Source organism: uncultured Cetobacterium sp., assembly GCF_947072685.1.
In the GTDB taxonomy this organism is placed as follows: Bacteria; Fusobacteriota; Fusobacteriia; order Fusobacteriales; family Fusobacteriaceae; genus Cetobacterium_A.
Map to the genome: position 1 here is coordinate 17,114 of NZ_CAMTIK010000018.1, position 25,130 is coordinate 42,243.

Here is a 25,130-nt window from a genome sequence, read left to right on the forward strand (position 1 = left end):
TTAAGAAAAATTACTTGACAACCTTTAAAAAAACTAGTAAAATATTATGGTATTGTAATTATAAGGAGGATAACTTTGATAATAAAGCTTAATGAAATAATTAACGAATCAGAGGTTGTCTTTGATTATGTTGAACAAACTATGGATTCTTTAGATATTCCTGAGGGAATAGTTATAAAAGGGAGAGCCTATAAAGAGGGAGATCAATATATAGTTGAAGGTTCTTATAGAGCAGTACTGAGGTTAGAGTGTGTTAGATGTCTAACGGAGATAGAACCATTAATCCAATCGGATTTTCAAGGGTTTTATTTAGAACCGAAAGAATATTCTAAATACATGTCGAGCCTAAAACCGGAGGAAGAGTTTGGTGAAAACCATTTTGAAGAGGCTGTTAACAGCGAGATCAATATATCTAATCTGGTCAGAGAATATATAATACTTGATTTGTCACAATATGAGGCATGTCTTCCAGAATGTACTGACGCTTCTGAAGTTGAGAAGTACTTGAAGGATGATGTTGACCCTAGGTGGCAGCAATTATTAGACATAAAATTTTAAATTTTAAAATATGAATGTATTAGGAGGGAAACTAAGATGGCAGTACCTAAGAAGAAAACTTCGAAAGCTAAGAAAAATATGAGAAGATCTCACCACGCATTAAAAGGTTCTACATTAGCAACTTGTGATAAGTGTGGAGCTCCAAGAAGACCTCACAGAATTTGTCTTGCATGTGGAGATTACAACGGAAAGCAAGTTCTAGCTACAGAAGCAGAGTAATAGCTTATAAAAAAAAGCGGGATAACTAAATCTTGCTTTTTTTTATTTTCAAAAATATGATATAATATATTAATAATAATAAATAATTAATAATAGTTATATTGAGGAGAAGTTATGAAAATTGCATTAGATGCCATGGGTGGAGATTATGCCCCTCTAGAAACTGTCAAAGGTGCAGTTCAGGCTTTACAGGATTTGTCGGATGTTACGATAATACTTGTAGGGAAAAAAGAGATAATTGAAAAGGAATTAACAAAATACAACTACAATAAAGAAAAAATAGAGATAGTAGATGCCAGAGAGGTTGTTGAAATGACAGATGACCCAATAACTACTATAAAAACAAAAAAAGATTCATCGATGAATAGAACCTTAGAACTTGTGAAAAATGGAACGGCCGATGCTTGTGTTTCAGCAGGAAATACAGGTGCACTTATAAGTACGAGCCAGTTAAAATTAAGAAGAGTAAAAGGTGTTTTAAGACCGGCTATCACAACAATATTTCCAGCTAAAAAAAGAGATATAGTTTTGATGGATGTAGGTGCTAATTCAGATTCTCGACCAGAGTTTATAAATCAATTTGCAACAATGGGATCTCTTTATTTTGAAGAGTTGTTTGGAGTGCAAAAACCAAAAGTTGGACTTTTAAATATTGGAACAGAAGAGGGAAAAGGAAACGAGATAACAAGAGAGGCCTTTAACCTTTTGAAAGAGAATGATAAAATTAATTTTATAGGAAACATTGAGAGTAGAGATATAATGGATGTGGATGTGGATGTAGTTGTTACCGATGGTTTTACTGGAAATATGGTTTTGAAAACAGCGGAAGGCGTATCTAAATACATATTTACACTTTTAAAAGAAGAAATTAGTAAAAGTTTTTTAGGTAAGATAGGGGCGTTATTTTTAAAGCCTGTTTTTAAAAATTTGAAAAGTAAAATGGATTCTTCAGAATATGGAGGAGCTTTATTTTTAGGGATAAATGGTATCTCGATAAAAGCACATGGGAATTCAACGGCCAATGGAATCAAAAATGCAATTAAAGTTGCAAATAAATTTGCTGAAGATAAATTTATTGAGAGATTGACAGAGGTTATGAAACAAGATCAAGGAGGAAGTAATGAAGCTTAAAAATGTAGGAATAATTGGATTAGGAACTTATGTTCCAGAAAGAATAATGACAAATTTTGATTTTGAAAAAATTATAGATACATCAGATGAGTGGATTAGAACTAGAACAGGAATAGAGGAAAGAAGATTTGCAGATGAAACTCAAGCAACATCAGATTTGGGGGCAGCAGCTTCTCTTAAAGCTCTAGAAAAAGCAGGATTAACAGCCGAGGATATAGATATGATAATCCTAGCTACAACAACACCAGATTATCCTATTCAGAGTACGGCGTGTGTTGTACAGGAACTAATAGGAGCTAAAAATGCGGCAGCAGTGGATATAAACGCTGCTTGTAGCGGATTTGTATATGCATTAACTATGGCTAAAGCATTGATTTCATCTGGAATGAATAAAAATGTATTGGTTATAGGAGCAGAGGTGTTGTCTAAATGTGTGGATATGAAAGATAGAAATACTTGTGTTCTGTTTGGAGATGGAGCGGCAGCAGCAGTGGTGTCAGAAGTTGAAGATGGAACTGGAATACTATCTCAATTTTTAGGAGCTGAAGCGGACGTTAAGGGAGCACTTAGAACTCCGGCAGGTGGAACAAGAATGCCTTTAAGTCAACAAGTTTTGGATGAAAGATTGAATTTCTTACAAATGAAAGGGCAAGATGTATTTAAATTTGCTGTAAAAGCATTACCTAAAGCTACTTTAGAAGCTTTAGAAGCAGCGGGAATGGTAGCGGAAGATATAGATATGGTTTTCCCACATCAAGCAAATGTAAGAATAATCGAGGCAGCATCAAAAAGATTAGGAATTCCAATGGATAAGTTCTATTTAAATCTAAATAGATATGGAAATACATCTTCAGCATCAATTGGACTTGCACTGGGAGAAGCTCTAGAAAAAGGACTGGTAAAAAAAGGTGACACAATCGCATTAACTGGGTTTGGTGCGGGACTTACTTACGCCTCAATGATTTTGAAGTGGTGTTATTAAATAAAATAAATTGACAGTTAAAAAATATTATGTTATATTAAAAAACACATGTTATTTTAAAAAAAGGAGTTAATATGAGCAAAATAGCTTTTGTTTTTCCAGGACAAGGAACTCAATATATTGGAATGGGAAAAGAACTTTATGAAAACAATGATATCGCTAGAAAAGAGTTTGATAAAATATTTTCTAATTTAGATATGGACCTTAAAACAGTTATGTTTGAAGGGAGTGAAGAGGAGTTAAAAGATACTAAAAATACTCAACCAGCAATAGTTGCAATGAGTTTAGTTCTAGAAAGACTTTTAAGAGAGAAAGGTATAACTCCAAACTATGTTGCAGGTCACTCGGTTGGAGAGTATGCGGCAGTGGGATCAGCAGGGTTTTTAACTGCAGAGGATGCTGTTAAATTGACCGCTTTAAGAGGGAAAGCTATGAGTGAAGTTTCAGCTCAAGTAAAAGGTTCTATGGCAGCAATAATAGGATTAGATTCCGATAAAATTGAAGAGGCTTTAAAAAATGTAGATGGTATTGTAGAGGCGGTTAATTTTAACGAACCTAAACAAACTGTTATAGCAGGAGAAAAAGAAGCGATTGGGAAAGCTTGTGTGATTCTTAAAGAAGCAGGAGCAAGAAGAGCTATGGAACTTGCAGTGTCAGGACCGTTTCATTCATCATTGATGAAGCCAGCAGGAGAGATATTGAAAACTGCACTGGAGGAGTTTGACTTTAAAGTTGCAAATATACCTTTAATAGCAAATACAACAGCAAAAGAGATAACAGATATAAACTCATTAAAAGATGAGCTATATAGACAAAGTTTTGGACCAGTAAAATGGGTGGATACAATAAACGCTTTGAAAGAGGCTGGAGTAACAAAAATATATGAGATTGGGCCTGGAAAAGTTTTGAACGGCTTAATTAAAAAGATAGATAAAGAGCTAGAAGTTGTAAATATAGAAAAACTTGTAGATTTAGATTAATCTGATTGATAAAACTTGAAAAAATATATTAAATTTGCTAATATATTTATATAAATTATTAAATTATTTAGGAGGAAACAAATGTTAGATAAAATAAGAGAAATAGTTGTAGAGCAATTAGGTGTGGACGCTGATCAAGTAACTTTAGAGTCAAACTTCGTAGAAGATTTAGGAGCAGATTCACTTGATACTGTTGAGTTAATAATGGCTTTCGAAGAGGAATTTGATATCGAAATACCTGATACAGACGCAGAAAAAATTAAAACTGTAAAAGATGTTGTAAACTACATCGAGGCAAATAAGTAAGATAAATTCAAAGGGGTATGAAAGTACCCCTTTAGTTATATTTTTTGGAAAAATAAAAAGAGGTGAATATATAATGAGAAGAGTAGTTGTAACGGGAGTGGGTTTAATAACTTCACTAGGAACTGGGACGAAAAAATCTTGGGAAGCTATAAAATCAGGTGCATGTGGGATAAAAGAGATAACATCTTTTGATGCAACGGAAAGTGCCGTAAAAATAGCTGGAGAAGTTACTGATTTTGACCCTACAGAGTTTGGAATTGAAAAAAAAGAGGTTAAAAAATTAGCGAGAAATACACAGTTTGCAATAGCAGCTACAAAAATGGCATTAGAAGATTCAGGTCTTGTTATTGACGAAACAAATGCTACAAAAATAGGAACTATAGTTTCATCAGGAATAGGTGGAATCGAAGTGTTTGAAGAGCAGTATCAAAATATGCTTGAAAAAGGAGTTAGAAGAATATCTCCGTTTACAATACCAGCTATGATAAACAATATGGCATCTGGAAATGTGGGTATATATTTTGGTGCAAAGGGACCGAACAAAGCTGTGGTAACAGCATGTGCAGCAGGAACGCACTCGATAGGAGATTCTTATGAGATGATCAAATCAGGTAGAACAGACGCAATGATTGCAGGTGGAACAGAGGCTTGTATAACAAAGTTTGCAATAAATGCTTTTGCTAATATGAAAGCACTATCTACAAGAAATGATGATCCACAGAAGGCATCAAGACCTTTCACAGCTGATAGAGATGGGTTTGTAATGGGAGAAGGAGCAGGAGTTTTAATCCTAGAAGAGCTTGAAACTGCAAAGGCAAGAGGAGCTAAAATTTATGCTGAAGTTGTGGGATATGGAGAAACTTGTGACGCATATCATATCACATCTCCATCAGAAGGTGGAGAAGGAGCAGTCAGAGCATTCGTAATGGCTATGGAAGAGGGGAAAATAAAACCTGAAGAAGTAGGGTATATAAATGCACATGGAACTTCTACGCCAGCAAATGACAGAAACGAAACAGCTGCTATTAAAACTGCTTTTGGAGAATCGGCATATAAAATGAACATCTCTTCAACAAAAGGAGCAACAGGGCATGGTCTTGGGGCTGCTGGAGGAATTGAAGGAGTTTTATTGGCACTTTCAATAGCGGAGGGAGTAGTTCCACCGACAATCAATCAGGACAATCCAGATGAAACTCTAGATTTAAACTATACTCCAAATGTAGCAGTTAAAAGAGATATAGAGGTAGGAATGTCAAGTTCATTAGGATTTGGTGGACACAATGCTGTAATAGCAATGAGAAAATATAAATAATAGATTTAAGGGAGAGATAAGTGAAAAAGTCATATCTAGAGTTAGAAAAAAAAATAGGTTATGTATTTAAAAATAAAGACTTGTTGAAAAACTCGCTTATCCATAGATCTTTTGGTAATGAACATACAAGATATAAAAAGTTAAATAATGAGAGATTAGAACTGCTAGGTGATGCAGTTCTAGATCTTATTGTGACAGAGTATCTTTATAAAAGCTATCCCAATGCATTGGAAGGGGATTTAGCAAAACTAAAAGCTATGGTTGTTAGTGAGCCTGTACTTGCAAGAATATCTAAAACGTTAGGATTTGGACAGTATCTAATGTTGAGTAAAGGTGAAGAGTTAACAGGTGGAAGAGAAAGAAATTCAATATTAGGTGATGTTTTTGAAGCTATATTGGGAGCCATATATTTAGATTCAGATTTTGTTACAGTAAAAAATATTGCGATGGAATATTTAAAACATCCAATAGAACATGTGAATGAAAATGAGGATATTTTAGATTTTAAAACAATTTTACAGGAGTATAGTCAAAAAGAGTATAAGATTATTCCGACTTATCAGGTGGTAAGTGAAGATGGTCCAGATCATTTGAAGATTTTTGAAGTTGTTGTAATTATAAAAGATGAATTGAAGGGCTATGGAAAAGGGAAAAATAAAAAGGGTGCAGAGCAGGCAGCAGCTAAAGATATCTGTAAAAAATTAGGAGTTAAACTTTATGAAACACTATAACATCCCGATATTTATAAGTCATTTTGGGTGTCCGAATGACTGTGTATTTTGCAATCAAAAAAAAATCAATGGTAGAGAAACAGATGTGAGTTTAGAAGATGTTAAAAACATTATAGAAACATACTTAAAAACTCTTCCAAAAAAATCCAAGAAAGAGGTGGCTTTTTTTGGTGGAACTTTTACAGGAATTTCTTTTAATTTACAAAAGGAGTATCTTTCAGTTGTGCATGAATATATAGAAAAAGGATTGATTGATGGGATAAGACTTTCAACAAGACCGGACTATATTGATAAAGAGATAGTGGATATGCTTGTGAGTTACGGAGTTACAACCGTGGAGTTAGGGGTGCAGTCTTTGGATGAAAGTGTTTTGAAAAAAACACATAGATTTTACCCATTGGAAAAGGTTTATACAGCTTCAAAACTGATTAAAGATGCGGGAATAGAACTTGGGATACAGTTGATGCTAGGTTTGCCTGGAGCTACAGAAGAAAGTGACTATATGAGTGCTTTAAAGACAGTGGAGATAAAGCCTGATATAGCAAGAATTTATCCAACACTTGTTATAAAAGAGACTGAGATGGCAGAGATGTTTAAAAATGGCAACTATAAACCACTCTCTATAGAGGAAGCGGTTCAAAGATGTAAAAAAATATATTCACTCTTAGAATATAATGATATAAATATTGTAAGAGTTGGACTTCAACCAACAGATGAATTAAATGATAGTGAAAATGTATTGGGGGGACCTTTCCATCCAGCTTTTAGAGAGCTTGTTGTAGGAGAGATATATTATGATTTTCTTAAAAAATTTGATTTATCAGACGGAAAAATAAGTGTAGAAATAAACGAAAAGAATGTTTCCAAAATTGTAGGAAATAAAAAAATTAATAGAGTGAGATTTGGAGAAAAATTAATTATAAAGATAGATCACTCATTGAGTTTAGATACAATTGTGGTAAATGGAAAAAGCTATTTATGGAAACAGGTTCTTAGGGGAGAGATAAATGAACCAGATAATAATAAATACGAATAGATTTAAAACTAGAGCTGCAGTATTAGAGCATGGAAAAGTGATGGAAGTCCACATTGAAAGAGCGGGAGAGGGAACTTTAAACGGAAATATATATAAAGGAAAAGTTGCCAATGTGTTACCCGGTATGGAATCGGCTTTTGTAAAAATAGGATTAGAAAAAAATGGATTTTTATATGTGAAAGATTTAAGAGATTTTGAAGAAAAATATTTAACAGGAATAGCAAATAGTGTAAAGCCAATAGAGGAACTTTTGACTGTTGGAGACGATGTTGTAGTGCAAGTGTTGAGTGATCCCAGAGGAAGTAAAGGGGCAAGAGTTACAACGCACTACACAATACCTGGAAAATTTTTAGTACTTATGCCAAACAATACACATATAGCTATATCTAAAAAAATAAGAGATGAATCTGAAAGAGAAAGATTGGAGAAAGTTTTTTCTGAAATTGTACCCGAAGGGATGGGAGTTATAATAAGGACTGCTGCTGAGGGTAAAAGTATCTACCATTTTGAAAAAGAGCTACAATATTTAATTAAAAAATGGGAAGAGATAGAAGTGAAGATAAAAAAAGCTAAAATAGGAGAACTTCTATATAAAGATAATGGAATCGTGAGTAAAGTTTTAAGAGATATTATAAATAATGAAATCGATGAAATAATCGTGGATGATGAGAGTGTTTATTGGGAAATAATAGACTATACTATGGCATTTAGTGATGGTAAATTAAAAACTAAAATAAAATTATATAGCGACAAGAAAGATATATTTGATAACTATGGAATTCAACAAGAGATTGAAAAATCCCTAGAAGAAACAGTTTGGCTAGAGTGTGGTGGTTCTATAGTTATAGAAAAAACAGAGGCATTGGTCAGTGTTGATGTGAATACTGGAAAAAATATAGGTAGTATGAATTTAGAAGAGACAGTTGTGAAAACTAACATAGAAGCAGCCGAGGAAATCGCAAGACAACTCCGTATAAGAAATTTAAGTGGAATAATAATAATTGACTTTATAGACATGAAAGTGGAAGAGGACAAAGAGAAAGTTTTGAAAGTTTTAGATGAACATTTAGCTAAAGATCGAGTAAAAACAAATATTATTCACTTCACAGATTTGGGGTTAGTTGAAATGACCAGAAAAAGGATAGGCAAACCACTAAGTTATTACTTTCAAGATGAATGTCCAATGTGTAAAGGGACTGGAAAAGTAAAAGGAAGTAGATCTATTGTAGAAAATATAATAAAAGAACTAAAAGAAGTGGTTGAAGAAAAAGATATCAGCAAGATAAAGATAGTGACAAAAGCCTCTGTAAAACAGAAAATAGAAGAGATTTACTTGGATTTTATAAAATCTTTATTGGCTCAACATGGGAAAAAAATTGAAATTCTAAGCCAAGGGAAAGAGATAGTTAAAGATTATGAAATATTGATGGAAAGATAGGTGGAAAGGTGAAGCTAGCCTTATATTCAGGAACATTTGACCCTATAACGAAGGGGCATAAAGATATTATAAAAAGAGCGAGTAGAATGTGTGATAAGTTAATAGTGGCTGTATTAAATAATGTTTCTAAAAAAACTTTATTTACTTTAGAAGAAAGAAAAGATATGGTGGAAAAAAGTTTAGAGGATATTTTAAATGTCGAAGTTATTGAGTATAGCGGCTTATTAGTTGACTATATGAAACAAAGAGATTGCAAGTATATAATAAGAGGATTGAGAGCTGTTGTTGATTACGAATACGAACTATCGTTGGCTTATGGAAATTTTGATATTTCTGAAAAAGAGATTGAAACAGTTTTTATTCCTGCATCCAAACAGTTTTTATATGTTAGTTCTACTATAGTTAGAGAGTTAGCGGTTTATAATGGGAAGTTAGACGATTATTTGGATAGCTATGTGATTGAAAAGGTTAGAGATAAAGTTAAGGAGTAGCTAAATGGCGAAGGCAAAAAGTTTTTATGTATGTGGTGAGTGTGGATATAAAACAATTAAATGGATGGGGAAGTGTGATAATTGTGGTGAATGGGGAACTTTTGAAGAAGAGATAGAGCTTCCTGCAAGTTCATCAAAAACTATGAAAACATCATCCAATTCAATGGTGAATATTCAAGATAAAGTAGTATCCTTTGCCAATGTTCAGTTAGAAAAGAATTTTCGGTACAAAACAACAATATCGGAATTTGATAGACTTCTAGGAGGTGGATTAGTAAAAGGAGAGGTTGTTCTAATAACAGGAAGTCCTGGGATTGGGAAATCCACTTTGCTGTTACAAACCGCTAAAGAATACACTGTTTATGGAGATGTTTTATATGTTTCTGGGGAGGAATCACCAGCTCAGATAAAATCTAGAGGGGAGAGATTAGGGATAGATTCAAATGATCTTTATCTTATGTCCGAAACAGATATTCAAGGAATCTATGAGTATGTTCTAACAAGAAAACCAAAAATTGTCATTATAGATTCAATTCAAACTCTTTATAATTCAGAAGTGGATTCGATTCCAGGGACTCCGACACAGATAAGAGAGTGTACGCTAAAAATAATTGAGCTAGCTAAAAAAAATGAAGTTTCATTTTTTATAGTTGGTCATATTACAAAAGATGGGAAAGTTGCAGGGCCGAAGCTTTTAGAGCATATGGTTGACGCTGTTTTTCATTTTGAAGGTGAAGAGGGACTGTTCTATAGAATTTTAAGAAGTTTAAAAAATAGATTTGGATCAACAAATGAACTTGCAGTATTTAGCATGGAGGACACAGGTATTCATGAGGTGAAAAATTCATCGGAGTTTTTTTTAAGTGAAAGAGATGAAAAGAATATAGGAAGTATGGTAGTTCCAGTTTTAGAAGGAACAAAAGTTTTTTTACTGGAGATACAAACTCTCCTAACGGATTGTACAATTGGAATACCTAAGAGAATTGTTCAAGGATTTGATAGAAATAGGATGCAAATATTGACAGCTATTGCTGAAAAAAGAATGGGGCTTCATTTAGGAATGAAAGATCTATTTATAAATATTCCTGGTGGATTATCAATAAATGATCCAGCAGCCGATTTAGGAGCATTGATATCAATAGTTTCACTCTATAGAAATATTGCTATAAGTCAAAAGATTGCCGCTATTGGTGAACTTGGATTGAGGGGAGAGATAAGAAAAGCTTTCTTTATAGATAGAAGATTAAGAGAGCTAGAAAAGCTTGGATTTAAAGGTGTCTATGTCCCTGAAACAAATAGAAAAGAGATTGAAAAAAATAGTTATAAACTGAAAATAATATATTTGAAAAATTTAGAAGAACTTTTAGAAAGGATGAGTAAAGATGAATAACCCGCAATTATTAGATATCCTTTCTCTTTTGGCTCCAGGTACAAAGTTGAGAGAGGGGATACACAATGTTTTAGATGGAGAGATGGGAGCCTTAATAGTTGTAGGACTAGATTCAGAAGTTCAGAAGATAATGGACGGAGGATTTGAAATAAGCTGTGACTACACTCCGGAGAAGTTATTTGAACTGTGTAAAATGGATGGGGCGATAATAATTGATTCAGATATAACTAGAATTCATTCGGCGAATGTGCACCTTCAACCTAGCATGAGATTTTCTACAAATGAAAGTGGAACAAGACATAGAACCGCTCAAAGGGTTGCTAAGCAAACTGATAAACTGGTTATAGCTATATCGGAAAGAAAAAAAGTTGTAACTATATATAAGGGTGAAATGAAGCACAGATTGAGAAGTACAACCGATCTTATGGGAGAGGCATCACAAGGGCTAAATACTTTGGAACGTTATCGTTTTGTATTGGATAGAGCTTTAGGGAACTTGACAATACTGGAGCTGGATGACCTGGTAACTCTATATGAAGTGACAGTGGTTTTACAAAGATTTGAAAAAGTAACTAGAATCTTTCAAGAGATGGGAACTTATATGACTGAGTTGGGATTAGATGGAAGACTTGTAAAACTTCACTTAAATGATTTAATTCAAGATATCGAAAATGAGAAAGAGGATTTCTTGAAAGATTATTGGAATGATGTGAATACTGGTTTTGATATGGCAGAAATAACGGACAGATTATCTAAGTTAACAGATGATGAATTAAAAGAATTAGAAAAATTGTCATCCACTTTGGATTATGGAAAAACATATTCTGCACTAGGAAATAGGGTAACACCTAAAGGGTATAGAATATTAGATAAAATTACAAAACTTACAAAAAGAGATATAGATAAAATAGTTAATACCTATGGAAATCTTTCTAAAATTCAAGAAGCCTCAACAGAAGAGCTTTTAGAAATAAAAGGAATCAGTAAGTTTAAAATAAAAGCTATTCAAACAGGATTAAAAAGACTGAAGGTAACTGTTGAATTGGAGAAATAAAAATCTACTTTTTTTAGTAGATTTTTTTATTTATCTATGTTATATTATGGTATAGGGGTGTACCCTATATTGATGGAGGTGTAAAATGAAAAAGAAATATAGAGTGGGAAATGTAACTTGCCAGAGTTGCGTTGCACTTATTGAAAAAATACTTAACTCTACAGATGGAGTGAATGAAGCGAGAGTAAATTTAGCGACGGAAGAATTGTTTGTAGATTTTGATGAAAAAACTATAAATGAAGATAGTTTTAAAAATAAAATAACAGTTTTGGGTTATAGTGTAAATGAAGTGAAAAAATTGAAAACAGTGACATTTTTGATAAAGGGATTACACTGCCAGAGCTGTGTTTCTATGTCTGAAAAAGTTATTTCGGGAATGGACGGGGTTGAGTCGGTGAATGTTAACTTAGCTACAGAAAAAGCTACAGTGACATATGATTCAAGTCTAGTAAAACTATCTGAAATTTTTCACAGCATCCAAAATTTTGGCTATACAGGTGAAAGAATAACTGAGGAAACAGTTGATAGAAGAGAACAAGAAAACCAAAAAGAACTCAAAAGAGAGTTCAATGAATTTTTAGTAGCTATCTCTTTGGGAGCTATAATTTTTTATATATCAATGGGAAGTATGATTGGATTACCTATACCGAATTTCCTTCACTACAATACAGATCCATTTTTATTTGCAATGGTTCAACTTGTTTTGTCTATTCCAGTAGTGTATGTGGGAAGACATTTTTATACATCAGGATTTCAAAAGATAAAAGCTGGAGCTCCAAGTATGGATTCTTTAATAGCTTTAGGAACGGGTGCTGCATTTGCCTATAGTTTATACAGCACTGTTAAAATATATGAAGGGGATATTCAATATGTTCACAATCTTTACTATGAATCCGGTGTAGTGATTATAGCTTTAATCTCTTTAGGTAAATACTTGGAAAAATTGAGCAAGGGGAAAACGTCAGAAGCTATAAAAAAATTGATGGGTTTACAGAGCAAAAGAGCAAACCTATTCAGAGATGGAAAGGTTGTAAGTGTTGATATAGAAGAGATTGAAATAGGAGATGTTCTGCTGATAAAACCTGGAGAATCAATTCCAACAGATGGATTGGTAGTGGAAGGGATTTCAAGTGTGGATGAAGCTATGCTGACAGGAGAAAGTATCCCTGTAAAAAAAATCATAGGATCAAAGCTTTATGGAGCAACAATAAATGGAACAGGTAGTCTGAAAATGAAGGTTACAGAAACTGGAGAGAACACAACACTTTCAAAAATAATAAGACTTGTTGAAAATGCTCAGGGATCAAAAGCTCCAATAGCTCGAATGGCCGACGTATTATCTGGATATTTTGTACCCGCAGTTATGATAATCGCTGTTCTATCAAGTCTGACATGGTATTTTATAGGTTCGCTAGGATGGGTCAATCTGGATTCGCAGCCGAGTGTTTTTGCTTTGAAAATCTTGATTTCGGTACTGGTTATAGCCTGTCCATGCTCGTTGGGGTTAGCAACTCCAACAGCTATAATGGTAGGAACTGGTAGAGGAGCTGAATTAGGAATACTTATTAAATCTGGGGAAGCACTTGAAAAGGCATGTAAGGTAGACACCGTTGTTTTTGATAAAACAGGGACAATAACAGTGGGAAAACCGACAGTTACCGATATTATAACAACTGAATTAGAGGAGGAAATACTTCTTAAAGTTGTTGGAAGTTTGGAACAAAATTCTGAACACCCATTAGCTGATGCTATTATGAGAGAGATAAATATAAGAAATCTTGAACTGTACACAGTAAGAAATTTCAACTCTCGAACAGGAAAGGGAGTTGTAGGAACTTTAGAAAATACAAAAGTTGGAGATGTAGAAGTAATAATAGGTAGTAAAAAGATGATGGATAAATATTCTATCGATGTGGAGGAACATTTAAAAGAGAGTGAAAAACTGTTCGATGAAGGAAAAACAGTAATCTATGTGGCTACTAAAAATAGATATCTAGGTTTAATTGCAATAGCGGATAAAGTTAGAGAGAATTCCAAAGAGGTTATTGAAGAGTTGAAAAAAATGGGAATAGATGTCATCATGTTGACAGGAGATAATGAGAGAACGGCTAGAGCGATAGCTAGAGAAGTTGGTGTGGAAAAGGTAATTGCAGAAGTATCGCCAGAACAAAAGTATTCTCAGATAAAAAAAATACAAATATCAGGAAAAAATGTAGCTATGGTGGGGGATGGAATAAATGATTCTCCAGCTTTAACACAAGCGAATGTTGGAATTGCAGTCGGTGGTGGAGCTGACATCGCACTAGAAAGTGCAGATATAGTATTGATGAGTAAAAACATAAAGGATGTTCCAAAAGCTATAGAGCTGAGTAGAGCTACTATGAAAAATATAAAACAAAACTTGTTTTGGGCATTTATCTATAATGGATTAGGGATACCGGTTGCAGCGGGATTACTATACCCATTTACAGGACATCTTTTAAATCCTATGATAGCAGGTGCAGCAATGGCAATGAGCTCTGTTTCAGTAGTTTCAAATGCGTTGAGATTGAAGTGGTTTAAATAATACGAGGAGGAGATATGGAAGAGAATTGTTCTAATAAAATTTGCGGAGATAAAAAAAAATTAATAACTAGAGTTAACAGAATAGAGGGTCAGATTAGAGGGATAAAGAGGATGATTGAAGAGGAGTCATATTGTGATGATGTTTTGAATCAAATAGCCTCAGCAAAAGCCGCTTTGGATGGAGTAGCAAAAGTTATACTAGAAAATCATTTAAGAAAGTGTGTTGTATCAGGTATAAAAAACAACGAAGAGAACAAAGTTATCGACGAGCTTATATACACATTGGGAAAAATGATGAAATAAGTCTAAATTTTTCTTTAAATTAAAGAAATAATATGTTAAAATTCTTATAGTATAAAGTTTTTAGGGAGGGTGTTAATGAGAAAAATAGTTACGTTTATAATGTCTATGATATTAGCTATTGGTTTATTTGCAGCGAAGCCACTTAAAGTTGGAATAGTTCTTTCAACTGGAGGGTTAGGAGATAAGTCTTTTAATGATGCTGCTTATAGAGGGTTAGAGCAAGCTAAAAAAGATTTAGGAATTGAATTTAAATATGTTGAACCTGCGTCACCAGCTGAAGATGAAGAGTTTTTAAGAGAATATGCAGAGGCTGGATATGATTTGATTATTGCAACTGGATTCCAAATGACAGAGTCAGCAAGAGCAGTGGCTGCAGATTATTCGGATGTTAAGTTTTTAATGATTGATGATGTTGTAGATCTACCTAATGTAAAATCATTGATTTTTAAAGAGGAAGAGGGTTCTTTCTTAGTTGGAGTTATCGCAGGATTGATGACGAAAAATAATGCTGTTGGATTTGTTGGTGGGATGGAAAATCCTTTGATAAAGAAATTTGAAGTTGGATTTAAGCAAGGTGCAGAGTATGTAAATCCTAAAGTTAAATTCTTCTCAGTTTACACAACAGGACCAAATCCATTTAACGATCCAGTTAGAGGAAAAGAAAATGCTATTTCTGAAATCAACCAAGGTGCAGATGTTATATATCATGCAGCAGGGGGAACAGGTATGGGAGTTTTTGCAGCAGCAAAAGAAAAGGGAGTTTTCGCTATTGGTGTTGACTCGAATCAAGATGCTGTAGAACCAGGAACAGTTTTAACATCTATGTTAAAAAATGTAGACGTTGCAGTTTATGACAGTATCAAAAATCTAATTTCAGGAAATTTTGTTCCAGGAGTAGCAGTTTATGGAGCTCAAGAAAATGGAGTGGGAGTAACTGATTTTGAATTTACAAAAGATATTATTGGTGCAGAAAAACTTCAGAAATTTGAAGAGATAAAAGCTAAACTTATGTCAGGGGAAATTAAAGTTAGTGATAAATAAAAAATAAATGGGGGCTGATTAATTTATTGATCAGCCTTTTGTTACCTTTTGAGAGGAGAGAGAAAATGGAAAAAATAGAAAGAGTTACAATTATAGTTTTAGATAGTGCGGGAGTAGGAGCACTTCCAGATGCTAAAGAGTTTGGAGATGAGGGAACAAATACAATGGCGAATATAGCTTTGACAACAGGTGGATTAAATCTGAAGAATATGGAAGAGTTAGGGCTTGGGAATATCACTGAAATATTGGGTGTAGAAAGAAATGATAAAGCAAAAGGGGCTTTTGGAAAAGCGCTGGAGCTATCTAAAGGAAAAGATACGACGACAGGGCACTGGGAGATAGCAGGAATAGTTCAGGAAAAAGCATTCCCAACATATCCAAATGGATTTCCCGAAGCCACAATAAAGGCTATTGAAGAGGCTACAGGAAGAAAGATCATATGCAATTTACCATACTCAGGAACAGATGTTTTGGATGTCTATGGAGAGGAACAATTGGCTACTGGGGCTTGGATAGTATATACATCTGCAGATCCAGTGTTACAAATAGCTGCGAATGAAGAACAGATATCTTTAGAGGAGTTATATTCAGCTTGTAAAAAGGCTTTAGAAATTTGTAATGAATTATCACCTGTGGCAAGAGTTATAGCAAGACCTTATATAGGAAAAAAATCTGGAGAGTTTACAAGAACATCAAATAGACATGACTACTCTGTTGAGCCACCGATTGAAAGTATGTTAGATAGAATAAAAAATTCTGGATTAGATGTGGTTGGTATAGGGAAAACAAGTGATATCTTTGCAGGAGTTGGACTAACTGAGAGCAGAGGAACGAATAAAGATAATTTGGATGGAATTCTAAAGACAATTGATGAATTAAAAAAAGATACTAAAGGGTTGATTTTTACAAATCTTGTTGATTTTGATATGAAATTTGGGCATAGAAGAGATCCAAAGGGATATAAATTAGCTTTGGAAGAGTTTGATAATTATTTACCTGAAATCATGTCGAATTTAAAAGAGAACGAAATTTTAATATTGACTGCAGATCATGGATGTGACCCTACGTATAGAGGTAGTGATCATACGAGAGAGTATATACCAATTCTGGTATATGGAAAGCAATTGAAAGAGAATATAGATTTAGAAATTCAAAATGGATTTTCAACAATAGCAGCAACAGTGGAGGAACTTCTTCTAGGGAAAACAAATTTAGTAGGAAGCTTTGCTGATAAAATAAAAAAGTAGAAACAACAGGAGGAAATAATGAGTATACACATAGGAGCAAAAAAGGGAGAGATAGCAGAAACAGTATTATTGCCAGGGGATCCGTTGAGAGCGAAGTGGATAGCGGAAACTTTCTTAGAGGATGTAGTGTGTTATAACGAGGTTAGAGGGATGTACGGTTATACAGGTACTTATAAGGGGAAGAGAGTATCAGTTCAAGGTACTGGAATGGGAGTACCTTCGATTTCAATATATGTGAATGAACTTATAAGAGATTATGGAGTAAAAAACTTAATAAGAGTTGGAACAGCTGGTTCTTATAGAGAGGATGTAAAAGTTAGAGATGTAATTTTAGCAATGTCTTCTTCTACAACTTCAGGGATGAATAGATTGAGATTTGGAGGAGCAGACTATGCACCTACAGCAGATTTTGGATTGTTTATGAAGGCGGCAGAGGTTGCTAAAGCTAAAGGGATAGCTGTAAAAGGTGGAAATGTTTTAACGGCAGATGAGTTTTATGGAGATAATTTTGAATCATATAAAAAATGGGCAGATTTTGGAGTTTTATGTGTGGAGATGGAAACTGCAGCTCTATATACAATAGCAGCAAAACATAATGTAAAAGCTCTGACTATACTTACGATTTCAGATTCTCTTGTGACTGGTGAGGAAACTACATCGGAAGAGAGACAAACCACTTTGAAAGAGATGATAGAGATAGCTTTAGAAAGTGCAGCTGAATAGTCATGAAGTTAGAAAAAAAAATAATATTGCAATATTTAGAAAAAGCAATCGAAGCAAGAGAAAAAGCGTATGCACCTTATTCAAACTTTAAGGTCGGAGCTGTTTTAGTAGATGAAAACGGTGTTGAAACATCTGGTGCAAATATTGAAAATGCTTCATATGGGCTTTCCAATTGTGCTGAAAGGAGCGCAATATTTGCAGCAGCAAGTAAAGGTATGAGAAACATTAAAATAATAGCTGTGGTCGCAGATACTTCAAAACCTGTAAGTCCATGCGGAGCATGTAGACAAGTTATAAAAGAGTTTGCTACAGAAGAGACGGTTATCATTCTAGGGAATTTGAAAAAAGAATATATACTTATGACAATGGAAGAGCTGTTACCATACGGATTCGAGTTATAAGTTTTAGAAGAAGAGATAGGTGTATATTATCTCTTCTTTTTTTTAGAAATATTTAATTTGACAAAATGACTAGTATATTTTACTATTAAATATACAAATAATTTTAAAGGAGGGCTTTATGTCTAGAGAAAATAGTAATTCAGCGTATGCGTATAAAATTTTGAAGAGAAATATATTTGAACTTAATTTAAAACCAGGGAGTGAGCTAAGTGAAAAAGTAATAGGTGAAAAACTTGGAATGAGTAGAACACCTATAAGAGAAGCATTGATTTTATTGAAACACGATCAGTTGATAGAGAGTATTCCACAAAAGGGTACGTTTGTAACAAAGATTAGTGCTCAAAAAGTGTTGGAGGCAAAAGTGTTGAGAGTAGCACTGGAAACAGCAGCATTTGAAAGGGTTGTAGAAAACTTAGACGAAGAGTTCATTGAAGATTTGAGAACAAATATAAAGATGCAAAGAGTCTATTGTGAAGGGAATAGAAATTATTTAGAGTTTCATAAAATGGACAATGATTTTCATAAGATGATATTTGAAAAAGCTGGAATTCCAGGATTGTGGGAGTTAGCTATAAATGGAACTGGTCATTATCAGCGTGTAAGAGTTTTGAATGCAAAAAATAAAACTAGTGACATTTCAGTAGTTCAGGAGCATGAAGAGATATTGGAATATTTAGAAAAAAGAGATATAGATAAGTTGAGAGGCATGTTAGAACACCATTTGGGAAGAACTCTTTTGAAATTGAAAAAACTAGAGGCGGAAAACCCGGAATACTTTGAAAATAAAGAGGATGTTTCTAAAGAGGATACATTTATTTTGTTAAAGTAAAAAAATATTAGAAAAAGACTTGACTTTTAAAAAAAATACAGTATACTTTAAAACATAAATGACTAAAGTGAACTATTAAAGAACGAAATGTTTATTTTCAAAAAACTTAAAAATGAAAATAAAGTTTTAAAGTTCTGGGGGATAATTTTAAAAGGACGGTGGAGATTTTGAATAAATTTAGATTAGAGAGTGATTCTATAGGAACAATTCAAGTACCTATGGAGGCTTATTATGGAGTTCAATCATTGAGAGGAAAAAATAATTTTTTTATAACAGGGTATAGATTGGGAAATGATTTTATAAAGGCTCTAGCATATGTAAAGAAAGCTTCAGCGATTGCTAACTTGGAAGCGGATATGTTATCAGAGGATGTAGTGAAAGCGATAGTTACGGCATCAGAAGAGATTATTGATGGAAAATTTATGGACCAGTTTATAACAGATGTTATTCAGGGTGGAGCTGGAACATCTATGAATATGAATATAAATGAAGTTATTGCAAATAGAGGTGGAGAGTTACTAGGTGGAGAGTTAGGAAAGTACGATAAAGTACATCCTAACGACCATGTAAACTATGGACAATCTACAAACGATGTTATACCAACAGCAGGGAAATTAGCTATTCAAATAATGTCTGAAGATCTTTTGAACACTTTAGAGAAATTATATGATACATTAATTCAAAAAAGTGTGGAGTTTGATGGTGTTATAAAAATGGGTAGAACTCATTTGCAAGATGCAGTGCCTATTAGATTGGGACAGGAGTTCAAAGCCTACGCTCAACCAATAGCAAGAGATATCAAGAGGATTAAACTAGCTCTTGAGGATTTAAAAACTGTGAATATGGGAGCAACAGCAGTTGGAACTGGAATAAATGCTGATACAAAATATGTTGAAGATGTAGTTAGAATACTTTCAGAAGTATCAGGAGTAGATTTTGTTCAAGCTGATGACTTAGTTGATGGAACAAGAAACTTAGATGGATTTGTATGGTTATCATCAGCACTGAAAGTGGCAGCGGTTAATCTGTCGAAAATGGCTAATGATTTAAGACTTATGGCTTCAGGACCAAAAACAGGATTAGCAGAAATCAACTTACCTCAACAGCAACCAGGATCTTCAATCATGCCTGGGAAAGTGAACCCAGTTATACCTGAGGTTATGAATCAAATATGTTTTCAAATTTTTGGAAATGATCAAACAGTAACTAAAGCTGCTGAAGCAGGACAGTTAGAGTTAAATGTTTTTGAACCAGTACTATTCTTTAATCTGTTCCAATCGATTGAGATACTGAAAAATGGAGTAAATACGTTGATTGATAATTGTTTAGTAGGAATAACTGCCAATAAAGAGAGATGCCAACATCTAGTTGATATAAGTGTAGGAACAATAACAGCTTTAAATCCACATATTGGATATAAAAATGCTGCAGATATTGCAAAAACATCTATAAAAACAGGAGTTTCAGTTGTAGATTTAATTTTAGAAAGAAAGTTATTAACAAGAGCTGAACTGGATATAATATTAAATCCGTTTGAAATGACTAAACCAGGAATACCTGGAAAAAGTTTATTGAAAAATAGATAAAACAATAAAAAAGGTTAATCAAATTAAATTTGATTAACCTTTTTTTATAGAGTTAAAAAGTGTAAAAGTTTCTCTTGAGGAATGATGTTATCATTTTTATTTATTATTAAGAAATTAGTAATTTTACTACACTCAAGAACTACTTTAATATTATCTTTTTCATAGAATTCATCTGTATAATTATTGAAAATAATACCTTGTATATGAATATTTTTAGATTTTAGAAAATCAATAGTCAACATAGTATGATTTATAGCTCCAACTTTAGAAGAGCAAACCAAGATGGCAGGTAAGTTTAAATCTCTTACAAAATCATACATATAGTATTTGTTTCTTATTATTGGAACATATATTCCACCAGCAGCTTCAACAATACATGTTTGATAATTATTCTTCATATTTTTCCAGTGGTTTAAAAGTGTTTCAATATTTATTTCTTTATTTTCCATCTCAGAAGCAAGATGTGGAGAGACAGGATTTTCAAAAAGATATGTTGTCATATCTTCTTTTAGAGAAATCCCACTAAAATCACATAAAAATTGAGGATCTAGAGGAACAAAAACATTGTTTTTTTTATAACACCCTGTTTGTAAAGGTTTGTAATAACCAATATTTAGAGGAGATAATGACTTGAAAATAAGGGAAGACACGTATGTCTTCCCTATATCAGTATCTGTCCCTATAATAAAATATCCTTCATTAAGTTTATTTATCAAGAACAAATCCCTCCTTTAATAACATTTCTTTATCTGATGAAATAGTGCTGCCGGTTGTTGTTAAGAAGTTTCCTGTAAGAGCCGAATTGATTCCACCTCTGATACCTTGAATTTCTAAACCTTCGAGTTGCAATCTTCCACCAGCATATCTAATAGATGCATCGGGGTTAATAAAACGATAGACTGCAATAGTTTTTATAAGTTCTAATGGTTCAACAGTCGGATATTTTTCCATAGGAGTACCCTCTATTGGAGTTAAGAAGTTTAGTGGAATAGACTTAATGTTCAATGTTTTTAGTTCAAACGCCATATCTAAACGATCTTTTCGACTTTCGCCTAATCCAAAGATTCCTCCGCTACAAACTTCCATTCCAGCTTCTTGAGCTAAAATTATAGTATCAACTCTATCCTGATATGAATGAGTTGTGCAAATGTCATTGTAGAAATTTCTGGAAGTTTCTAAATTATGATGGTAAGTTTTAACTCCAGCTTCTTTTAGTGCCTTAGCTGATTCTTCATTTAAAAGACCATGAGAAGCACAAAGGTGTATATCACAATTAGCTTTTAAATGTTCGTATAAAGCGATTATCTCTAATGTTTCTTTAGTTGTTAGAAGACCTCTTCCGCTAGTAACTAAAGAAAAACGATTAGCTCCTTCCATCTTGACAGCCTGGGCTAAATTTAAAGCCTCAACTTTGCCTGTTAAAGGGTATACAGGAGAAGGAGTTGTGAAGTGAGCTGATTGAGCGCAGTATTTGCAATCCTCTGGACATTTTCCAGATTTAGCATTCATTATTGTACAAAGATTGAATTTATCACCACAAAAAAACTTTCTAACTTCGTTTGCACATTCCGATAGATAGAAAATATCTTCAGATTGTTTATTTAAATCTAAATTTATAAGAGTTTCAGCCTCTTCAAAAGATATATTTTGTCCATTTTTTATTTGGTTCATTAGCTTGTATATAAAATTCTTCAAAAGTTGTACACTCCTTGATTTTTATTATTTTTGATAGACATCTATTTTATTGTATGGAATTTCAATTCCTTCTTGATCAAATCTCTTTTTAACAGTCTCTTGAAGGTCAAAGAAAATTTCCCAATAGTGCTCTTTTTTAGACCAAACTCTCATTGTGAAATCAAGTGAACTAGAGTTGTGTTTGCTAAGTCTAACAAAAATATCTTTATCTTTTAAAATAAGAGGGTGATTCTCGGCGATCTCTCTTAAAATTTCCTTAACTCTATCAATAGATGTATCGTATGAAACAGAGAATACAAAATCAACCCTTCTTTCATCATTAGCTCCAGCATTTATAATAACTTCTCCTGAAAGTTTTCCGTTGGGAACAACAACAAACTTATTGTCAACAGTATGCAGCACAGTGTATAAAAAAGTTATTCTTTGAACGATTCCTTCGACACCACATGTAACAATATAATCCCCTTTTGTAAAGTATCTTGAAGCAAGTATTTGCATACCACCAGCAAGGTCGGATAAACTCCCTTTTAAAGCAAGTCCCACACCGATACCGATAGATCCAAGAAGAGCTAAGACAGATGTCATCTCAATACCTATTATCTGTATAACATCAAGGATATAAAACATGACAATAGCAATATTAAGTAGAGATTCTAAGAAATGGACTAAAAGTTCATCTATTTTTTTTAGTGATAAAAATTTCCTAAAAGCCCTAAAACAAAACTTTTTGAAAGGCTTATAAGTAGCCCATAAAATACCCAATAAAACTAATTTTTTTAAAATTACGGGAGCTGCCTTAGCCAGTGCATTAAGTAGCTCGTTTAAAAATGTTGATATAGCTTGTTCCATAAAAAAATCCTCCTAAAATAAATATGTTTTACCACCATTTTTTTCTTTTGAAAAAATAGATGGTTCCTAAAAAAAGTGCCCCCATAAGAGATAAGAGGAAAAAATATGCATATTTGAACTTAAGTTCGGGCATGAATTCAAAATTCATTCCATATAATCCAGCCAAAAAGCTAAGAGGAATAAATGTTGTAGAAATCATAGTCAGAACTTTCATAATTTCATTCATACCGTTGCTAATTGTTGAATGATAAAGTTGTAAAAGCTCATTACCTCTATTGAAGAGAGATTCAGTAGCTTCAGTAACAACGACAATATGGTCCTGTAAATCTTTAAGAAAAATATCGATATTTTCACCCAAATACTCTTCGATATCAGAATCTCTAAGTTTTGATGAAAGTTCTCTAAGTGGAAGAATTGATTTTTTAAATTTTAAAAGTTCTTTTTTTAAATCTAAAATTTCATCAAAATTCATCTTTTTAGGATTTGTTGTAATCCTCTCTTCTAGATCATCAATTCTTTCTTCGAGGTCATCGATAATAATAAAGTAATTATCTACAATTCTGTCAATTAAAGAATAGGTTAGATACCCTTCTTTTCTATCTTTTAATCTCCCAATACCTTTTTCTATTCGACACCTGATGCTGTCAAAAACATCAAAAGAATTTTCTTGAAAAGAGATTAAAAGATTTGAGAATAAAACTAGTGAAATCTGTTCATATTCATATACATTTTTTTTGCTAGAGTGAGATATCATTTTTAAAGTTATAAAAATAAAATCCTCTCTTATTTCAACTTTGGGTCTTTGAGAATTATTTAACAAATCCTCTAATATAAGCGAATCGATATTGAAAGAATCTCCAACTTGTTTGATTAAATCGGTATTGTGTATTCCACCGATATTAAGCCAGTTTACATGAGATGGATGAAGTTCTATTAAGAGATTATTTCTAAAAATAAAACTATTCTTTTTAAAAGATTCACTATTATAAATATAGTGAGTGACAGGGATTTCTCCAGCTGGGTGCTTGTCCCCGGTGTAAAGTAGAGTTCCTGGTTGTAAACCAATTTTTTTATTCAAAATAAATCCCTCCCATATATTTTAAGGTTATATTTATAATTATAGATATATTACTATAATTACAATATAAAAACAATAGTGTAGAATAAGTTGTAGAGAAAATGTGTAAAAATTATTTTAAACATGTTAAAATACGAATGAGTAAAAATAAATATAATAGAAAAGGTGATAAAAAAAATGAAATACTTTTTATTTTTAAACCATCCTAAAGGTGAAGAAGTTTATAAAGTAAGTGAAGAGCGGGAAAATTTATTGAAAGAACATTTTAAAAGAGTTGATGTAATAATGACAGAGGTAGAAGTCAGAGGGGAAAGATATAGAGCGTTAGTTGATTACTCGGCTTTTTCAAATCTTGGAAATTTTGATTGTTTCAATTGCCAAGATCCTTGTTGTGCTGACAATCCAACTATTTATGAAAAACATACAAGAGAATTTGTATTAGATAATTTGAAAGAATATAATGGGTTAACTAGAAATGTAGATATTCTATTAGAGTTAGGGCATGAACTTGAAGATGTTATTACAAGTATAGAAAATGATTTTGGAATGGTACCGGATGAAAATGTAGAAGAGGAAGTTTCTTTATGTACATGCTCTTACAAACCTAATAATAAGTCTACACTTTGTTCATTACATTCTCTTTGCTTAAATAAAGCATTAGATGTAAAAGATATTGTAGATATTAAACCGTTAGTTTGCAGTCTATGGCCAATAGATATAGTGATAGATGAAAAAGAGGAGTTGCTGTATATAACTGTTCCGGATGATTTCACAACAGGATTTACAATTGAGGATTACTATGATACTGTTTGTGTAAATAGAGAACTTTCACAAAGCGCTTCTTTTAGAAGGAAAAATCCTGACGGGTTTGAATTTAAAGATTATAAACCGCTAATTATAAACTATGGAGAAACACTGAAATATAGTTTAGGAGAAAAATTTTATAATGATGTAAAAAAAATATTATTAGAAAAAGAGCTTGTTTTTATTGATGAGTTCGAAGAAAAAGAGGAACAAATATTAAAAAAAATAAATATAGAATAAAAAAAATAAAATAAAACAGTTGACGTTCTTTGAAAATTATGATATCATTATTTTTGTCAGTGGGAAACACCACAGACGAAAATATAAAGGACATTAACAACCGAATAGAGAAAATAGTCAGAAAGTTGCGAAAGCAACAAG

The 25,130-nt window shown here is 32.9% G+C and carries 26 protein-coding genes; 22 read left to right on the plus strand and 4 right to left on the minus strand.

Features of this window, described 5'->3' with window-relative positions:
* The first annotated feature begins 75 nt into the window (after window positions 1-75).
* The 21 genes from Q0V67_RS07415 (at window position 76) to Q0V67_RS07515 (ending at window position 20,323) form a co-directional block, all read left to right on the plus strand.
* Complete coding sequence (locus tag Q0V67_RS07415) at window positions 76-558, plus strand: DUF177 domain-containing protein (RefSeq protein WP_297598332.1); 483 nt, start codon at window positions 76-78, stop codon at window positions 556-558.
* Between the two features lie 36 nt (window positions 559-594).
* Window positions 595-777: a 50S ribosomal protein L32 gene (gene rpmF / locus Q0V67_RS07420; RefSeq protein WP_185875155.1), complete on the plus strand. Its 183-nt coding sequence runs from the start codon at window positions 595-597 to the stop codon at window positions 775-777.
* 114 nt (window positions 778-891) lie between these two features.
* Window positions 892-1,908: a phosphate acyltransferase PlsX gene (gene plsX, locus Q0V67_RS07425; protein WP_297598335.1), complete on the plus strand. Its 1,017-nt coding sequence runs from the start codon at window positions 892-894 to the stop codon at window positions 1,906-1,908.
* Window positions 1,898-2,890 (plus strand): beta-ketoacyl-ACP synthase III, encoded by a 993-nt coding sequence (locus Q0V67_RS07430; protein WP_297598337.1) that lies wholly within the window; start codon window positions 1,898-1,900, stop codon window positions 2,888-2,890. The genes plsX and Q0V67_RS07430 overlap by 11 nt, the downstream gene beginning before the upstream one ends.
* A gap of 74 nt (window positions 2,891-2,964) precedes the next feature.
* A complete protein-coding gene (gene fabD, locus Q0V67_RS07435; protein WP_297598339.1) occupies window positions 2,965-3,870 on the plus strand; it encodes an ACP S-malonyltransferase in 906 nt (301 codons plus the stop codon).
* 81 nt (window positions 3,871-3,951) lie between these two features.
* Window positions 3,952-4,176 carry an acyl carrier protein gene (gene acpP / locus Q0V67_RS07440; protein WP_297598341.1) on the plus strand — a complete coding sequence of 75 codons (225 nt, stop codon included), beginning with the start codon at window positions 3,952-3,954 and terminating at the stop codon, window positions 4,174-4,176.
* A gap of 73 nt (window positions 4,177-4,249) precedes the next feature.
* Window positions 4,250-5,488: a beta-ketoacyl-ACP synthase II gene (gene fabF, locus Q0V67_RS07445; protein ID WP_297598343.1), complete on the plus strand. Its 1,239-nt coding sequence runs from the start codon at window positions 4,250-4,252 to the stop codon at window positions 5,486-5,488.
* 20 nt (window positions 5,489-5,508) lie between these two features.
* The gene (gene rnc / locus Q0V67_RS07450; RefSeq protein ID WP_297598345.1) at window positions 5,509-6,219 is read left to right on the plus strand and encodes a ribonuclease III; all 711 of its coding nucleotides are present in this window, start codon (window positions 5,509-5,511) and stop codon (window positions 6,217-6,219) included.
* The gene (locus tag Q0V67_RS07455) at window positions 6,206-7,255 is read left to right on the plus strand and encodes a radical SAM protein (protein ID WP_297598347.1); all 1,050 of its coding nucleotides are present in this window, start codon (window positions 6,206-6,208) and stop codon (window positions 7,253-7,255) included. Before rnc ends, Q0V67_RS07455 begins: the two co-directional genes overlap by 14 nt.
* Complete coding sequence (locus tag Q0V67_RS07460; RefSeq protein WP_297598349.1) at window positions 7,227-8,693, plus strand: Rne/Rng family ribonuclease; 1,467 nt, start codon at window positions 7,227-7,229, stop codon at window positions 8,691-8,693. The genes Q0V67_RS07455 and Q0V67_RS07460 overlap by 29 nt, the downstream gene beginning before the upstream one ends.
* 8 nt (window positions 8,694-8,701) lie before the next feature.
* Window positions 8,702-9,184: a pantetheine-phosphate adenylyltransferase gene (gene coaD, locus Q0V67_RS07465; protein ID WP_297598351.1), complete on the plus strand. Its 483-nt coding sequence runs from the start codon at window positions 8,702-8,704 to the stop codon at window positions 9,182-9,184.
* 4 nt (window positions 9,185-9,188) lie between these two features.
* Window positions 9,189-10,574: a DNA repair protein RadA gene (gene radA / locus Q0V67_RS07470; protein ID WP_297598353.1), complete on the plus strand. Its 1,386-nt coding sequence runs from the start codon at window positions 9,189-9,191 to the stop codon at window positions 10,572-10,574.
* Window positions 10,567-11,628, plus strand: a complete 1,062-nt coding sequence (gene disA / locus Q0V67_RS07475) for a DNA integrity scanning diadenylate cyclase DisA (protein ID WP_297598355.1) — start codon at window positions 10,567-10,569, stop codon at window positions 11,626-11,628. The genes radA and disA overlap by 8 nt, the downstream gene beginning before the upstream one ends.
* 85 nt (window positions 11,629-11,713) lie before the next feature.
* Window positions 11,714-14,194, plus strand: coding sequence for a heavy metal translocating P-type ATPase (locus tag Q0V67_RS07480; RefSeq protein ID WP_297598357.1), 2,481 nt, complete (start codon window positions 11,714-11,716; stop codon window positions 14,192-14,194).
* 14 nt (window positions 14,195-14,208) lie between these two features.
* Window positions 14,209-14,496: a metal-sensitive transcriptional regulator gene (locus Q0V67_RS07485; RefSeq protein WP_297598359.1), complete on the plus strand. Its 288-nt coding sequence runs from the start codon at window positions 14,209-14,211 to the stop codon at window positions 14,494-14,496.
* A 75-nt stretch (window positions 14,497-14,571) separates the two neighbouring features.
* Entirely contained in the window at window positions 14,572-15,537 is a 966-nt protein-coding gene (locus tag Q0V67_RS07490; protein ID WP_297598361.1) for a BMP family ABC transporter substrate-binding protein, read from the plus strand.
* Window positions 15,538-15,602: 65 nt separating this feature from the next.
* Window positions 15,603-16,784 (plus strand): phosphopentomutase, encoded by a 1,182-nt coding sequence (locus Q0V67_RS07495; RefSeq protein ID WP_297598363.1) that lies wholly within the window; start codon window positions 15,603-15,605, stop codon window positions 16,782-16,784.
* An 18-nt stretch (window positions 16,785-16,802) separates the two neighbouring features.
* Window positions 16,803-17,507 (plus strand): purine-nucleoside phosphorylase, encoded by a 705-nt coding sequence (deoD, locus tag Q0V67_RS07500; protein ID WP_297598365.1) that lies wholly within the window; start codon window positions 16,803-16,805, stop codon window positions 17,505-17,507.
* 2 nt (window positions 17,508-17,509) lie between these two features.
* The gene (cdd, locus tag Q0V67_RS07505; RefSeq protein ID WP_297598367.1) at window positions 17,510-17,908 is read left to right on the plus strand and encodes a cytidine deaminase; all 399 of its coding nucleotides are present in this window, start codon (window positions 17,510-17,512) and stop codon (window positions 17,906-17,908) included.
* 118 nt (window positions 17,909-18,026) lie between these two features.
* Window positions 18,027-18,737: a GntR family transcriptional regulator gene (locus Q0V67_RS07510; RefSeq protein ID WP_297598369.1), complete on the plus strand. Its 711-nt coding sequence runs from the start codon at window positions 18,027-18,029 to the stop codon at window positions 18,735-18,737.
* Window positions 18,738-18,904: 167 nt separating this feature from the next.
* Window positions 18,905-20,323 (plus strand): aspartate ammonia-lyase, encoded by a 1,419-nt coding sequence (locus Q0V67_RS07515; protein ID WP_297598371.1) that lies wholly within the window; start codon window positions 18,905-18,907, stop codon window positions 20,321-20,323.
* 44 nt (window positions 20,324-20,367) lie between these two features.
* Here Q0V67_RS07515 and bioD read toward each other — a convergent pair whose 3' ends face one another.
* From bioD to corA, 4 genes are read right to left on the minus strand one after another with little or no spacing between them, the layout of a single operon-like run.
* On the minus strand, window positions 20,368-21,039 hold the full coding sequence (gene bioD, locus Q0V67_RS07520) for a dethiobiotin synthase (RefSeq protein ID WP_297598373.1): 672 nt from the start codon (window positions 21,037-21,039) through the stop codon (window positions 20,368-20,370).
* Window positions 21,029-22,018 carry a biotin synthase BioB gene (gene bioB / locus Q0V67_RS07525; protein WP_297598375.1) on the minus strand — a complete coding sequence of 330 codons (990 nt, stop codon included), beginning with the start codon at window positions 22,016-22,018 and terminating at the stop codon, window positions 21,029-21,031. The genes bioD and bioB overlap by 11 nt, the downstream gene beginning before the upstream one ends.
* 24 nt (window positions 22,019-22,042) lie before the next feature.
* Window positions 22,043-22,867 carry a mechanosensitive ion channel domain-containing protein gene (locus tag Q0V67_RS07530; RefSeq protein WP_297598377.1) on the minus strand — a complete coding sequence of 275 codons (825 nt, stop codon included), beginning with the start codon at window positions 22,865-22,867 and terminating at the stop codon, window positions 22,043-22,045.
* Window positions 22,868-22,895: 28 nt separating this feature from the next.
* Window positions 22,896-23,945 (minus strand): magnesium/cobalt transporter CorA, encoded by a 1,050-nt coding sequence (gene corA / locus Q0V67_RS07535; RefSeq protein ID WP_297598379.1) that lies wholly within the window; start codon window positions 23,943-23,945, stop codon window positions 22,896-22,898.
* Window positions 23,946-24,122: 177 nt separating this feature from the next.
* Here corA and Q0V67_RS07540 point away from each other — a divergent pair, with 177 nt between their 5' ends.
* Window positions 24,123-24,989, plus strand: coding sequence for a hypothetical protein (locus Q0V67_RS07540; protein WP_297598381.1), 867 nt, complete (start codon window positions 24,123-24,125; stop codon window positions 24,987-24,989).
* Window positions 24,990-25,130 lie beyond the last annotated feature (141 nt).

What these genes read in the sequence shown, in the direction of transcription:
- Q0V67_RS07495 (WP_297598363.1), top strand. Translation starts at nt 15,603, where the DNA reads ATGGAAAAAATAGAAAGAGTTACAATTATAGTTTTAGATAGTGCGGGA.
- Q0V67_RS07460 (WP_297598349.1), top strand. Translation starts at nt 7,227, where the DNA reads ATGAACCAGATAATAATAAATACGAATAGATTTAAAACTAGAGCTGCA.
- Q0V67_RS07510 (WP_297598369.1), top strand. Translation starts at nt 18,027, where the DNA reads ATGTCTAGAGAAAATAGTAATTCAGCGTATGCGTATAAAATTTTGAAG.
- fabF (WP_297598343.1), top strand. Translation starts at nt 4,250, where the DNA reads ATGAGAAGAGTAGTTGTAACGGGAGTGGGTTTAATAACTTCACTAGGA.
- rpmF (WP_185875155.1), top strand. Translation starts at nt 595, where the DNA reads ATGGCAGTACCTAAGAAGAAAACTTCGAAAGCTAAGAAAAATATGAGA.
- radA (WP_297598353.1), top strand. Translation starts at nt 9,189, where the DNA reads ATGGCGAAGGCAAAAAGTTTTTATGTATGTGGTGAGTGTGGATATAAA.
- plsX (WP_297598335.1), top strand. Translation starts at nt 892, where the DNA reads ATGAAAATTGCATTAGATGCCATGGGTGGAGATTATGCCCCTCTAGAA.
- Q0V67_RS07530 (WP_297598377.1), bottom strand. Translation starts at nt 22,867, where the DNA reads ATGGAACAAGCTATATCAACATTTTTAAACGAGCTACTTAATGCACTG.
- Q0V67_RS07540 (WP_297598381.1), top strand. Translation starts at nt 24,123, where the DNA reads ATGAAATACTTTTTATTTTTAAACCATCCTAAAGGTGAAGAAGTTTAT.
- Q0V67_RS07485 (WP_297598359.1), top strand. Translation starts at nt 14,209, where the DNA reads ATGGAAGAGAATTGTTCTAATAAAATTTGCGGAGATAAAAAAAAATTA.
- Q0V67_RS07490 (WP_297598361.1), top strand. Translation starts at nt 14,572, where the DNA reads ATGAGAAAAATAGTTACGTTTATAATGTCTATGATATTAGCTATTGGT.
- deoD (WP_297598365.1), top strand. Translation starts at nt 16,803, where the DNA reads ATGAGTATACACATAGGAGCAAAAAAGGGAGAGATAGCAGAAACAGTA.
- Q0V67_RS07455 (WP_297598347.1), top strand. Translation starts at nt 6,206, where the DNA reads ATGAAACACTATAACATCCCGATATTTATAAGTCATTTTGGGTGTCCG.
- fabD (WP_297598339.1), top strand. Translation starts at nt 2,965, where the DNA reads ATGAGCAAAATAGCTTTTGTTTTTCCAGGACAAGGAACTCAATATATT.
- cdd (WP_297598367.1), top strand. Translation starts at nt 17,510, where the DNA reads ATGAAGTTAGAAAAAAAAATAATATTGCAATATTTAGAAAAAGCAATC.
- acpP (WP_297598341.1), top strand. Translation starts at nt 3,952, where the DNA reads ATGTTAGATAAAATAAGAGAAATAGTTGTAGAGCAATTAGGTGTGGAC.
- Q0V67_RS07480 (WP_297598357.1), top strand. Translation starts at nt 11,714, where the DNA reads ATGAAAAAGAAATATAGAGTGGGAAATGTAACTTGCCAGAGTTGCGTT.
- Q0V67_RS07430 (WP_297598337.1), top strand. Translation starts at nt 1,898, where the DNA reads ATGAAGCTTAAAAATGTAGGAATAATTGGATTAGGAACTTATGTTCCA.
- disA (WP_297598355.1), top strand. Translation starts at nt 10,567, where the DNA reads ATGAATAACCCGCAATTATTAGATATCCTTTCTCTTTTGGCTCCAGGT.